The following is a 12,532-nucleotide window of genomic DNA, read 5'->3' as shown; positions in this document are numbered from 1 at the left end:
GGGAAACGGTATTCGGCAAAACGAGACGGGTGGGCGATGAGCGAGATATTCCTGGGGCTGGGCGGCAATGGCGAGAAGCAGGAGCTGCTGCTCGGGAGAGCCAACCGGCACGGGCTGATCGCGGGCGCCACCGGCACCGGCAAGACGGTGACCTTGCAGAGCATTGCCGAGCAGTTTTCCGCCGCAGGGGTGCCGGTATTCCTCGCCGATGTGAAAGGCGACTTGTCCGGCATTTCGATGGCGGGCAGCCCTGCGTTCAAGCATGCGGACAAGCTGGAAGGGCGGGCGAAGGAAATCGGCCTTGCCGACTATGCCTATGCCGATAATCCGGCGGTGTTCTGGGACATCTTCGGCGAGCAGGGTCATCCGGTGCGCACCACCATTTCCGAGATGGGCCCGCTGCTGCTGGCGCGGCTGATGGACCTCAACGAGACGCAGGAGGGTATTCTCAACATCGTCTTCCGCTTTGCCGACGAACAGGGCCTGCTGCTGCTCGATCTGGAAGACCTGCAGGCAATGCTCGCCTATGCGGCGGAAAACGCTTCGGACTTGTCTGCGAAGTACGGCAATATCACGAAGGCCAGCGTCGGCGCGATCCAGCGGCAACTGCTCTCGCTCGACAGTCAGGGCGCCGCGCAGTTCTTCGGCGAGCCCGCGCTGGAGATCGAGGATTTCATCAAGTGCGACGAGCAGGGGCGCGGCTATATCAACGTGCTGGCTGCGGACAAGCTGATGCGCAGCCCCAAGCTCTACGCCACGTTTCTGCTCTGGCTGCTGTCCGAACTGTTCGAGGCGCTGCCCGAAGTGGGCGATCCGGAAAAGCCCCGGCTCGTGTTCTTCTTCGACGAGGCGCACTTGCTGTTCGACGATGCGCCCAAGGCGCTGGAGGACAAGGTGGAGCAGGTCGTGCGCCTTATCCGCTCCAAGGGCGTGGGCGTCTATTTCTGCACGCAGAACCCGGTCGACATTCCCGAGGATATCGCGGGTCAGCTCGGCAACCGCGTGCAGCACGCACTGCGCGCCTTCACCCCGCGCGACAGGAAGGCGATCAAGGCGGCAGCGGAGACGTTCCGCATCAATCCCGATCTCGATGTCGAAGCGGCGATCACCGAACTCAAGGTGGGCGAGGCACTGGTCTCGACGCTGGACGGGGAAGGCGCACCGAGCGTGGTCCAGCGCACGCTGATTGCGCCCGCGCGCTCGCGGCTGGGGCCGGTGACGGCGAAGGAGCGCGCGATCGTCCAGTCGATCAGCCCTTGCGAGGGCAAGTACGACACCCGCGTCGACCGCGAGAGCGCCGAGGAAGTGCTGGCTGCCAAAGCCGCCGATGCGGCCGCCACCGCCGAGGAAGTGGCGCAGAAGGGCGAGGAGGAAGTGCGCAAGCGCGAACGCCGCAGCCCCAGCCTGTGGGACGGGATCGGCGGCAAGATGGCCAAGGCGGCGGCCAGTGCGGCGGCGGCCAGCGCCGGGTCCATTCTCGCGCAGACGATCCAGGGCAAGAAGAGCCGGGCCAATCCCGGGGCTTCGGCGGCCAGTGCGGCAGCAGGGGCCATTGGCACCACGCTGAGCCGGGCTATCGGAGTGCCCGGCCTGGGCCGGTTTGCGCGCAATCTGATCGGGGGGCTGATGCGTTAGGCTGATGGGCTTATTGCGCCGTCTGATCCTTTTCGCTTTCGTTTTCGCGATCCTTCCGGGGGCGGTTCATGCGCAGCCGGAACCGCAAGGCGCGGACCCCGCGCCGGCGGAAATTACCGTCACGCCTGGGCATCCGCTGCCGCTGGGGCGGCTGAGCCATGACGCGGTTCCGCAGGCCTACCGGCTGGATCTGACCGTCGATCCCGCGGCGTCCCGTTTCTCCGGCCATGCGGAGATCGACGTGACGCTGGCGCGGCCCGCCCGCTTCATCGACCTTCACGGGCGGGGCCTTTCGGTCTCGCGCGCGGCGGCGCAAGTGGCGGGGCGCACGGTGCCGGGGCAATGGCAGGAGCGCGATCCGACCGGCGTCGTGCGGCTGTCGTTCGGTGAGGCGCTGCCCGCTGGTCCCGTCACGCTCGTGTTTGATTACAGCGCGGCCTTTGCCGATGGCCCGGCGGGCATGTTCCACGTCGAGGTCGAGGGGGAATGGTATAGCTGGACCCACTTCGAATCGATCGATGCGCGCGCGGCCTTCCCCGGTTTTGACGAGCCGGGCTTCAAGACCCCTTTCACGATCACGCTGCGCACGCCGCCGGGACTGATGGCGATCAGCAACAGCCCCGAACTGGGCACGCCGCAGAGGGAAGCGGGCCTTGCCGTTCACCATTTCGCCCCCACCCCGCCGCTGCCGACCTATCTGGTGGCGATGATGGTAGGGCCGTTTGCCAGCCTGGAAGGCACGGTGCCGCCCAACGCCCAGCGCGCCACGCCCTTGCCGGTGCGGATCGATTCCACCCGGCAGAATGCCGGCCGGCTGGCTTATGCCATGGCGGGCACGCGCGAGATCGTGGGCCTGCTCGAAAACTATTTCGGCGAGCCGTTTCCGTTTCCCAAGCTCGATCAGGTGACGACGCCTGTGCTGTCCGGCGCCATGGAGAACGCGGGGGCAGGGCTCTACCGCGACGATATCATCGTGCTGGACGGCAAGGCTCCCGTCATGCAGCAGCGCGATTTCGGGATTATCGCCGGGCACGAGCTGGGCCATCAGTGGTTCGGCGATCTTGTCACGCCTGCGTGGTGGGACGACCTCTGGCTGAACGAGAGTTTCGCCAACTGGATTGGCTACCGCATCGGCGACGCCTGGCGGCCCGATCTCGGCATCAAAGGCGATGCGCTGAGCGACGGGTTCCGGGCGATGGAAACCGATGCGCTGCTGGCGGGAAGGCCGGTGCGCCAGCCGATCGCGGTGAATACTCAGATCGATACTGCGTTCGATTCGATCACTTACGGCAAGGGCGGCCAGATCATCGGCATGATTGCGGCCTGGCTGGGGGAGGATACGTTCCGCGAGGGCGTGCGCCGCTATATCTCCGCCCACCGCTTCGGCTCCGCCACCAGCGAGGATTTCTTCGCGGCGCTGGCCGATGTCGCGGGCGATCCCCGGCTGGTCCCGGCGATGCGCAGCTTCGTGGAGCAGCAGGGCGTGCCGTTGCTGGCGATGCGGCAGCAGGGGGACAAGGTGACGATCACCCAGCTGCGCTACACGACGGCAGGCGTTGCCCCGCCGGAAGCGCATTGGATCATCCCGCTGTGCCTGCGCCGGGGCGCGGTGCGCCGCTGTTTCCTGATGGATAAGGACACACAGGCCTTCACGATCGCGGGAGAGGGCCCGGTGTTCCCCAATGCGGGCGGCACCGGCTACTACCGGTTCGAGCTGACGGCGCAGCACTGGAGCCGGCTTATATCTCAGGCGGGGGACTTGCCGGGCGGTGAGGCGCAAGCGCTGGTCGATTCGCTGTGGGCCTCGGTCCGGGCCGGGCGCGGCACGATCGGCGAGATGGCGCAACTGGCGCGCAAGCTGATCCGGCATCCCGATCCCCATGCCGCGGACGCGCCGGACAGGGCGCTTAGCCAGATGATGATGGAAGGCATGCTCAGCCCGCAGGCACGGCGCCGGTACCGGCTTTTTCGCGAACATCTCTATGGCAAGCTGCTCAAGAAATACGGCTTCGATCCGCGTGCGGGTGTCTATGCTCGCGACGCGCCTGCCCGCACGCAGCGGCGGGTGCAGGTCGTTTCCGCGCTGCTCGGCACGGGCCGGGGGGCAGGGCTGCGCCGCGAAATGAGCGAGGCTGCCACCGCCTATCTGGACGGAAATACGCAGGCGCTGGACCCGGCCTGGTTCGATCACGCGCTCGACGTCTATCTGTTCACGCACAAGGAAGCGGCGGCGAAGGCGCTGGTGGACAAGGCACTGGACTCGGAAGACCCGGTGTTCCGCCCCGCCGCGCTGCGCGCCGCTGCCCGCACCAGCAGCAAGGACATGGCGCACTGGCTGCTCGCGCTCGACGATCCGCGCCTTCGCGAGAGCGAGAAGCGCGAATTCCTGGACGGGATCATGGCCCGCAGCGCCACGCGTGAACTGGGGTATGACTGGGCGCTGGCGAACACGGACCGGCTGCTGGCGAGCCGCGACGGGCCGTTGTTCGCGGCCCGCCTGCCGCAAGCGCTCGGCCGGTTCTGCTCGGTCGCCTGGGCCGGGCGCATTGCCCGCGACTTCCGCAACAGACTGGCCGGTACCCCCGGCGCCTTGGAACTGGAGCGCGCTATCGAGCGGGTGCGCAATTGCGGCCTGCTCGAAGACATGATGGGCGTTCAGATCGACCAGGAATTCCGTAAGCTGCGCTGATCGACCGGCGTCAGACCGGTATCTCCAGCCGGGCGGTCAGCCCCTCGATCTCGCCCGTTGCCGAAAGCCGGTTGGCAAGCGTGAGCGCGCCGCCGTGCTGATCGGCGATGGCGCGGGCCAGGGCAAGGCCGAGCCCCGCGCCTCCGGTTGCCGAATTGCGCGATGGATCGCCGCGGGTGAACGGGTTCATCATGTCCTCGATCTGCCCGGCGGGAATGCCAGGGCCGTCGTCTTCGATCAGCACCACGGCGCTGGGGCCTTCGCGGGCCAACGACACGCGCGCGGTCTGGCCGTAGCGTAAGGCATTGCTGATGAGGTTGCGCAAGGCGCGGCGCAGCCAGGTGGGGCGCAGTTCGAGCACGATCCGTTTGGTATCGCCCAGTTCCACCGGCTCGCCCATATCCTCGTATTCCTCGACCACCGAGGCGACGAGGGCGGACAGTTCGGTTCGTTCGCGCGGGTCGGCGGGGCGGCCGACGCGGGCCAGCGAGAGGATATCGTCGAGCGTGCGCACGATGTCCTCGATCGTCGCGGCCATGCGGGCGCGCTCGGTTTCGTCCTCCACCGATTCGATGCGCACGCGCAAGGCGGCGAGCGGCGTTTTCAGATCGTGGCCGATCGCGCCCAGCATCACGTTCTTTTCATCGAGCATGGCGGCAATGCGCGCTTCCATCGCATTGTGCGCCACGATCAGGCGGTGCATGTCGTCCGGGCCGGAGGGGACGATCTGCCCTTCCGCGTCGGGGGTGGCGGCAAAGCGCTCGACGCGGCGGGTCAGCGCGGCCAGCGGCCGGGTGATCCGGCGCAGGATCAATGCGACCGCCCCCACCAGCACGGCGTAGATCAGCAAGGTCTGCAGCACGAGCGGCATCAGCAGGATGTTCACCGCGCGGGGCGAACGCACGCGGGCGATCAGCCAGTCCTGCTGGTTCAGCGGACGCACGCCCACCACCAGCACGTGGCTCTCCATCATCCCGCTGATCGCGTCGGCGCCCAGCTTGTGGCGCGCGGCCCGGCGCAAGGCGCTGTTCCGGGCAACCGGGTCTTTCGCCACGGCCCGGTGCACGATGACGATTTCCGATTGCGGGAAATTCTGGTCGGCCAGCACGTCGCGCAGGCGCTGCTCCGCATGGGCATCGCGCTGTTCGTTCTGCTCGATGGGTGACTGGTTGCTGATTTCCAGAGGGAAGGCGCGCGGCGGCGGGTTGCCGATGGCGCTCCGGTCCGGCGAATGGTTGTGACGGGAGAATGCGCCGGGGCCGCGCGTATCGACAATCAGCCGGAACGCAGCGACATTGATCATGCCGGTTTCGTAGGCCTCGCGCTGCGCCTTGTAGATGAGGAACGAGCTGAGCCCCTGCACCAGCAGCAGCGCGATGGCCACGGCCAGCAGCATCTGGCCCATCAGACTGCGGGGTTGCGGGATCCTCATTCGGGATCGAGCGGGACCCGCTTCACGTCGGTTGCCAGCATGTAGCCGCCGCCCCAGACGGTCTGGATCAGTTGCGGATTGCGGCTGTCGATCTCGATCTTGCGGCGCAGGCGGCTGACCTGGTTATCGACCGCGCGGTCGAACAGGTGCGCCTCGCGGCCCTGGACCATGTCGAGCAGCCGGTCGCGATTGAGCACTTGCCGGGGATGTTCGAGGAACGCCATCAGCAGCCGGAATTCGACCGAGGAAATGGCCACGGCCGCGCCTTCCGGATCGGTGAGGCGGCGCTTCAGCGGATCGAGGTGCCAGCCTTCGAAGATGAGCGCCTCGTTCTCCGGCGCGGGCGGCGCGCTGCGGGCGGCGCGCCGCAGCACGCTGCGGATGCGGGCGACCAGTTCGCGCGGCTCGAAGGGCTTCACGACGTAATCGTCGGCGCCGATTTCGAGGCCGACGATGCGGTCGGTCGCTTCGCCGCGCGCGGTCAGGAAGATAACCGGGATGTCCTGCGTCTCGACGAGGTGGCGGCACAGCGAAAGCCCGTCCTCGCCCGGCATCATGATGTCGAGCAGGACGAGATCGAATTTGCCGTCGCGCAAGCGGCTGCGGGCTTCGGCGGCACTGGCCGACTGGACGACGTCGAACCCCTGGCGCGACAGATAGTCACCCAGGGGTTCGCGCAGGGCCGCCTCGTCATCGACCAGAAGCAGGCTCGGGGGCGTGGTATCGTTCATACAGGTATTCTTCCACACCCCTTGGCGGTGGTTTGTCCAGTCACTTCTTGGCCGGTTGGGCTGCCTGCCACTTTGCCCGCATGTTCTGGCGCGCGGTCTGGCGTTCTTCCTTGGTAACCTGGCCGTCCTTGTTGGCGTCCATCATGTCGAAGTGCTTGGTGGAAGCCGTCATGAATTCGGCCTTGCTGACGGCGCCGTCGTTGTTGGTGTCGGCCATTTTCAGCATCATCATGCCGTGACCGTGCCTGCCGTGATGGCCGCGCTTGCCCTTGCCGCCCCAGCGGGACATTTTCTTGCCGGGATTGGCCATGCCCGGGCCCGTCATTCCCTGTGCGGTCATGCCCTGTCCAGTCATGCCGGGACCTTTCATACCGGGACCGCGCGGGCCGGGCGCCTTGGCGGCCATGAATTCGTCCTTGGAGATCGAACCGTCACCATTGGTATCGATCTTCGCGAACATGGCGCCGCGCCGCTGGGCATGGCGGGCATCGCGGTCGGCCTGATCGATTTTGCCGTCCTTGTTGAAGTCGAGCCGGGTGAACATGCCCTCGGCGGCCTTCTGCGCTTCATCGCGGGTGATCAGGCCGTCCTTGTTGGCATCCATGAATGGCTTGGCCGGGCCGGGCGGCTGGGCATAGGCGATACCGCCGATCGAAAGCGCTGCGGCCGAAAGGCCGAGCGTCAGGGTCTTGATTGCAGTCTTCATTGTCATCTCACTCCCAAAGGGAAAGGGATGAGAGCCACGGGGCTGGGGAAGGGAGGGGGAAGATATGCCCCGCGGCTCTCTGAGGCCCTTTCTACGGCGCGCTTGTCGCGCAGATGTGCCGTAGCACCCGATTATTGTCGTCAATTGTCACAGTCTGGCCGCGTTGTTCATGGGCAGGAAAACTGGATGAACGCGCGTTCAGCAAGCAGCCCCCGAACGCGCAGGTCACGGCGCTGCCGGGGCACAGAAGGCGTTTATCTTGTTGCCGTCGGGATCGCGGAAGTAGGCAGCGTAGAAGCCGTTGGCGCGCAGCCCTGGCGGGCCTTCGCAACTGCCGCCATGGGCCAGCGCGGCGCCATGGACGCGCCGCACCATGTCCTCGCCGGCCGCCATCAGAGCGAACATCGTGCCGTTGCCCCGGTTCGCGGGCTCGCCGTCAAACGGATATGTAATGCCGATGCTGGGCCCGCCGTCGGGAAAGCTCCAGCCGATCGCCTTGTCATGGGCAAAGGCGCGGGTACCGCCGAATTCGGCCATGATCGCATCGTAAAAGCGCGCACCGCGCGCAAGGTCGTTGGTTCCGAAGGTTACATGCGCAACCGGCATCGTTCTCTCCTGCATTCTCTCCGCCGTCTTTGAAGCAGGCGGAGAGAATGCAGGCAAGGTTTTGAGCGGATCAGCATTCAGAAAATGGTGAGCCGAAAATCTCCATTTGCAGACCGTTAAGGCTGAATGCTGATCCGTTCGAGTGTGGTGGAAACGAAGTTCACCTCACAATTTGTCGTCCCCGCGAAGGTGGGGGGCCCGCCGCTCTTCCTGACGCTATGCAGCCAGAAGCGGGTTCCCCGCTTGCGCGGGGGTGAGGGGAAATAGTGATACGGACTTCATCCAGAATCTTAGCCCATGATAAAGGCGTTCAGTTTGTTGCCGTCCAGATCGCGGAAATAGGCGGCATAGAAGCCCTCGTCGCCACGCGGTCCCGGAGGGCCCTCGCACGTGCCGCCATTGGCAAGGGCGATGTCGTAGAGGCGCTGCACCTGATCCTTGTCCTTGGCTTCCAGCGCCACCATCACGCCGTTGCCGACCGTCGCGGGCTGGCCGTCGAAGGGCTTGGTCAGGCCGATACCGGCCCCGCCGCCCGGAACGCCCCAGGCGATGAAGCTATCGAAATCCATCATCCGGCCCACGCCCAGTTCGCCGCAGACCGCGTCGTAGAACTTCGCGCCGCGTTCCAGATCGTTTGTGCCGACCGTCACGTACCCAATCATGTCTCACTCTCCTTGCGAATCGCATCAGGTGGTGGAACATTAAGTGAACAAATTGGCTTTCACAAACGATCTTTCACGCTGTCATGAACGGCGCTTTACAGGCGCGCGCATTGGGCCTCCAGCCACGCCCTGGCCTCGCCTTCGAGCTGCGGCCCGATCAGTTCCAGCACGCGGGCGTGATAGGCGTTCCACCATTCCAGCTCCGCGCGGGTGAGCAGGCTGCAATCGACCAGACGGCGCTCGATCGGCACGTGGGTGAGGGTTTCGAAGCCGTAGTATTCGCCTTCGGCCCCTGCGATCGTGCGCGGTTCGACCAGCACCAGATTCTCGATGCGGATGCCGTATTCGCCGGTCTTGTAGTAGCCCGGCTCGTTCGAGAGGAACATGCCCGGCATCAGCGGCTGGTCGCTTCCGGCCTGCCCGCTCGACGGCTTGGCGATGCGCTGCGGGCCTTCGTGGACCGAGAGGAAGCTGCCGACGCCGTGGCCGGTGCCGTGGGCATAGTCGATGCCCGCCTGCCACAGCGCATAGCGCGCGAGCACGTCGAGCTGGCTGCCGGTGGTGCCCTTGGGGAACACCGCCATGGCGAGCGCGATATGGCCCTTGAGCACGCGGGTGAAGCGGTCCTTCACTTCGGCGCCCGGCTCGCCCGGCCCGATCCATACGGTGCGGGTGATGTCGGTGGTGCCGTCGGGGTACTGGCCGCCCGAATCGACGAGGTAGACCGAGTTCGGCTGCAGCGTCAGGCTGGTTTCGTCGGTGACGCGGTAGTGGCAGATCGCCGCGTTCGGACCGGCGCCGGAGATCGTGTCGAACGAGAGATCGCGCAAGTCGCCGCGCGCCTGACGGAAGGCTTCGAGCCGGTCGGCGGCGGACATTTCGGTCACTTCGCCCCTGGGCCCTTCCAGCGAGAGCCAGTGCAGGAATTGCGAGACAGCGGCGCCGTCGCGTGCCTGCGCATCGCGGTGGCCCTGCTGTTCGGCCGGGTTCTTCACCGCCTTGGGCAGCACGGTGGGGTCGGTCTCCTCGGCGACACTGGCCCCGGCCTTGCGCAGCACTTCGAAGATGGCGGCCACGGCGCGGGCCGGGTCCACGGCGACATGTTTGCCCGCCAGTTCTTCCAGCCCGGTCACGAACTGGCTGCGCGGGCGGATCGTCACGGCATTGCCCAGATGCTGGCGCAGTTCCGGCGTCACTTTCTCTTCGGCGATGAACAGATCGGCGGTACCGTCCGCCTTCGCGATCACATAGGACAGCGCGACCGGGGTGCGCTCCACATCGGTGCCGCGAATGTTGAGCAGCCAGGCGATCGAATCGAGCGCGGTGATCACCGTGGCATCGAGGCGCTTGCCCGTCAGCCATTCGGACACGGCCGCGCGCTTGGCCTCGCTGGATTGCCCGGCGAGATCGCCGGAGTGGACCTGCGCCGGGGCGGAGGAGGGCAGCGGGCGGTCTTCCCAGATCGCATCGACGGGGTTGCTGTCCACCGCCACCAGCTTGCCGCCCCGGCCCGCCAGCGCCTTGTCCGCCGCCTCGGCCCATTTCACGCCGTGCAGCCAGGCGTCGTAGCCGATCACCGCGCCTTGCGGGGCGTGGGCTTCCAGCCACTTGGCGGGGCTCGTCTGCGGCACGCTTTCGTAAGCGAAGAGCCGCTCGTCCACCTGATCGCGCACTTGAATGGTATAGCGCCCGTCGACGAAGATCGCGGCAGAGGGGGACAGCGCCGGGTCGGTGAGCACGACCACCGTGCCGGCCGATCCGCCAAAGCCCGTCAGCCAGGCGAGGCGCTGGGCATAGGCGCCCACGTATTCGCTCATGTGCTCGTCGGAAATGGGGATCACGAAGCCATCGAGGCCGCGCGCCTTCAGTTCCTTGCGCAGGGCATCGAGGCGGGCTTCATGGGTATTCATCAGCATGTCTGGGGTATCCGGCTTGCAGGGGGCATCTTCGCTACATAGATGCGGGGCATGGCAGATTCCACCCCGACCCTTTCCGGTCCCCCGCAGGCGGCCAAGAAGCCGCAGTCCTTCACCCGCCACGGCCTGACCGTTCCGGACGATTACGCCTGGCTGCGCGATCCGGGCTATCCCGAAGTGGCGGACAAGGAAGTGCTGGCCCATCTGGAAGCGGAGAACCGCTGGTTCGAGGCGCGGATGAAGCCGCATCAGGCGCGGATCGATGCGCTGTTCACCGAAATGCGCGGCCGCATCAAGGAAGCGGACAAGTCGGTGCCACAGAAGGACGGCGACTGGCTCTACTGGATCGAGTTCGAGGAAGGCGCCGAATACAAGAAGTGGTGGCGCAGGCCCGTGGGCGCACCGGACGATGGTTCCGCCGACGAGCTGATGCTCGACGAAGTGGCGCTGGCCGAAGGCAAGGACTACTTCCGCCTCGGCGCGATCTCGGTGAGCGCCAGCGGCAAGCTGCTGGCCTATGCGATCGACGACAACGGCTCGGAACGCTTCACCGCGCGGATCAAGAACCTGGAGACCGGCGAGCTGCTGGCGGACGAGATCCCCGGCACGCTCTCCAGCCTCGTCTGGGTGGCCGAGGACAAGGGGCTGGTCTATTCGCTCGCCAACGAACAGTGGCGCACCGACAATGCCCGGCTGCACTGGCTGGGCGAGCCGCTGGAAAAGGATGTCGAGCTCTATCACGAGGACGACGAGGGCTTCCGCGTCGGCTCTTCGCTTTCCTCGAACGAGAAGTGGCTGATCATCGGCTCCAGCGATCACGAGACGAGCGAAGCGCGGCTGGTGCGCGCCGACGATCCGCTGGGCGAGCAGATCCTCGTCAAGCCGCGCGCCAAGGGCGTGGAATACGATGCCGACGAGCGCGACGGCGTGCTCTACATCCACACCAACGACACGCATGAGAACTTCCGCCTCGCCACCGCGCCGCTCAGCAATCCCGGCGAATGGACGACGCTGATCGAGGGAACGGACGATTTCTATCTGACCGGCGTCGACCTGTTCCGCGATTTCTACGTGATCGAGGGGCGCGTGCGCGGGCTCGACCGGATCGAGGTGCGCTATTACGACGATTCCGCGCGGATCGAGCCGATCGAATTTCCCGAAGCGAGCTTTTCCGCCGGGCTGTCCAACAATCCCGAATGGCACATGGACACGCTGCGGCTGTCCTACGAATCGATGGTCATGCCGTCGTCAGTACTCGATTACGATGTTGCCGCGCGCACCATGGAAACGCTCAAGGTGCAGGAAATCCCCTCGGGCTATGACGCCTCGCTCTATGCCACCGAGCGGCTGGAGATCGCCGCGCGCGACGGCACGGCGATTCCGGTCAGCATCGTGTACCGCAAGGATCGCGAGGGGGCGGGGCCGCTCTACCTCTACGGCTATGGCGCTTACGGCATTTCCATTGATCCCGGTTTCTCGACCGCGCGGCTCAGCCTTGTCGATCGCGGGTTTGCCTATGCGATTGCCCATATCCGCGGCGGCGACGACATGGGCCGCGCCTGGTACAAGGCGGGCAAGCTGGAGCACCGCACCAATACTTTCAACGACTTCGTGGACTGCGCGAAAGGCCTGATCGAGCGCGGCTTCACCCGCGAGGGACAGATCGCCATCGCGGGCGGATCGGCGGGCGGCGAGCTGATGGGCGCGGTGATCAATTCCGATCCGCATCTGTGGGGCGCGGTGGTGGCGCATGTGCCGTTCGTCGACGTGCTCAATACCATGCTGGACGAGACGTTGCCGCTCACGCCGGGCGAATGGCCCGAATGGGGCAATCCCATCGAGGACAAGGCCGCCTTTGAACATATCCTGAGTTACAGCCCCTATGACCAGATCACGGCGCAGGCCTATCCGCCGCTGATGGTGACGGCCGGGCTCAACGATCCGCGCGTGACCTATTGGGAACCGGCCAAATGGGTGGCGAAGCTGCGCGAGCTGAAGACCGATGACAACGAGCTGATTTTCAAGACCAACATGGGCGCGGGCCACGGCGGCAAGTCCGGCCGTTTCGAAAGCCTGAAGGAAACGGCGGAGGAATTCGCCTTCATCCTGTGGCAGCTGGGCGTGGAGGGGTAACGAAGGCCCTTGCCGTTCGTGT

At 66.0% G+C, this 12,532-nt stretch carries 9 protein-coding genes; 3 read left to right on the top strand and 6 right to left on the bottom strand.

Annotated elements, in window-relative coordinates:
* The first annotated feature begins 36 nt into the window (after positions 1–36).
* Both MTR66_RS18995 and MTR66_RS18990 read left to right on the top strand, forming a co-directional pair.
* Positions 37–1,635 carry a helicase HerA-like domain-containing protein gene (locus tag MTR66_RS18995; RefSeq protein ID WP_243923884.1) on the top strand — a complete coding sequence of 533 codons (1,599 nt, stop codon included), beginning with the start codon at positions 37–39 and terminating at the stop codon, positions 1,633–1,635.
* A gap of 4 nt (positions 1,636–1,639) precedes the next feature.
* The gene (locus MTR66_RS18990; protein WP_243923882.1) at positions 1,640–4,324 is read left to right on the top strand and encodes a M1 family metallopeptidase; all 2,685 of its coding nucleotides are present in this window, start codon (positions 1,640–1,642) and stop codon (positions 4,322–4,324) included.
* 10 nt (positions 4,325–4,334) lie between these two features.
* Here the strand turns inward: MTR66_RS18990 and MTR66_RS18985 are convergent, their stop codons facing one another.
* From MTR66_RS18985 to MTR66_RS18960, 6 genes are all read right to left on the bottom strand, one after another.
* Positions 4,335–5,756, bottom strand: a complete 1,422-nt coding sequence (locus tag MTR66_RS18985; RefSeq protein WP_243923880.1) for an ATP-binding protein — start codon at positions 5,754–5,756, stop codon at positions 4,335–4,337.
* On the bottom strand, positions 5,753–6,487 hold the full coding sequence (locus tag MTR66_RS18980) for a response regulator (protein ID WP_243923878.1): 735 nt from the start codon (positions 6,485–6,487) through the stop codon (positions 5,753–5,755). Before MTR66_RS18980 ends, MTR66_RS18985 begins: the two co-directional genes overlap by 4 nt.
* A gap of 40 nt (positions 6,488–6,527) precedes the next feature.
* Positions 6,528–7,193: an EF-hand domain-containing protein gene (locus tag MTR66_RS18975; RefSeq protein ID WP_243923877.1), complete on the bottom strand. Its 666-nt coding sequence runs from the start codon at positions 7,191–7,193 to the stop codon at positions 6,528–6,530.
* Positions 7,194–7,418: 225 nt separating this feature from the next.
* A complete protein-coding gene (locus tag MTR66_RS18970; RefSeq protein ID WP_243923876.1) occupies positions 7,419–7,799 on the bottom strand; it encodes a VOC family protein in 381 nt (126 codons plus the stop codon).
* A gap of 290 nt (positions 7,800–8,089) precedes the next feature.
* Complete coding sequence (locus MTR66_RS18965; RefSeq protein WP_243923875.1) at positions 8,090–8,461, bottom strand: VOC family protein; 372 nt, start codon at positions 8,459–8,461, stop codon at positions 8,090–8,092.
* 95 nt (positions 8,462–8,556) lie between these two features.
* A complete protein-coding gene (locus tag MTR66_RS18960; protein ID WP_243923874.1) occupies positions 8,557–10,377 on the bottom strand; it encodes an aminopeptidase P family protein in 1,821 nt (606 codons plus the stop codon).
* A 51-nt stretch (positions 10,378–10,428) separates the two neighbouring features.
* Between MTR66_RS18960 and MTR66_RS18955 the strand changes: the two genes are divergently transcribed.
* The gene (locus MTR66_RS18955; RefSeq protein ID WP_407673081.1) at positions 10,429–12,510 is read left to right on the top strand and encodes a S9 family peptidase; all 2,082 of its coding nucleotides are present in this window, start codon (positions 10,429–10,431) and stop codon (positions 12,508–12,510) included.
* The last annotated feature ends 22 nt before the right edge of the window (positions 12,511–12,532 follow it).

This window comes from Novosphingobium beihaiense (assembly GCF_022832375.1).
GTDB lineage: Bacteria > Pseudomonadota > Alphaproteobacteria > Sphingomonadales > Sphingomonadaceae > Novosphingobium > Novosphingobium beihaiensis.
Note: the sequence above shows the minus strand (reverse complement) of the source record. Positions and strands in the feature narration are given on the sequence as shown.

Coding starts and splice junctions, on each gene's coding strand:
- MTR66_RS18995 (WP_243923884.1), top strand. CDS start 37: ATGAGCGAGATATTCCTGGGGCTGGGCGGCAATGGCGAGAAGCAGGAG.
- MTR66_RS18990 (WP_243923882.1), top strand. CDS start 1,640: ATGGGCTTATTGCGCCGTCTGATCCTTTTCGCTTTCGTTTTCGCGATC.
- MTR66_RS18985 (WP_243923880.1), bottom strand. CDS start 5,756: ATGAGGATCCCGCAACCCCGCAGTCTGATGGGCCAGATGCTGCTGGCC.
- MTR66_RS18980 (WP_243923878.1), bottom strand. CDS start 6,487: ATGAACGATACCACGCCCCCGAGCCTGCTTCTGGTCGATGACGAGGCG.
- MTR66_RS18975 (WP_243923877.1), bottom strand. CDS start 7,193: ATGAAGACTGCAATCAAGACCCTGACGCTCGGCCTTTCGGCCGCAGCG.
- MTR66_RS18970 (WP_243923876.1), bottom strand. CDS start 7,799: ATGCCGGTTGCGCATGTAACCTTCGGAACCAACGACCTTGCGCGCGGT.
- MTR66_RS18965 (WP_243923875.1), bottom strand. CDS start 8,461: ATGATTGGGTACGTGACGGTCGGCACAAACGATCTGGAACGCGGCGCG.
- MTR66_RS18960 (WP_243923874.1), bottom strand. CDS start 10,377: ATGCTGATGAATACCCATGAAGCCCGCCTCGATGCCCTGCGCAAGGAA.
- MTR66_RS18955 (WP_407673081.1), top strand. CDS start 10,429: ATGGCAGATTCCACCCCGACCCTTTCCGGTCCCCCGCAGGCGGCCAAG.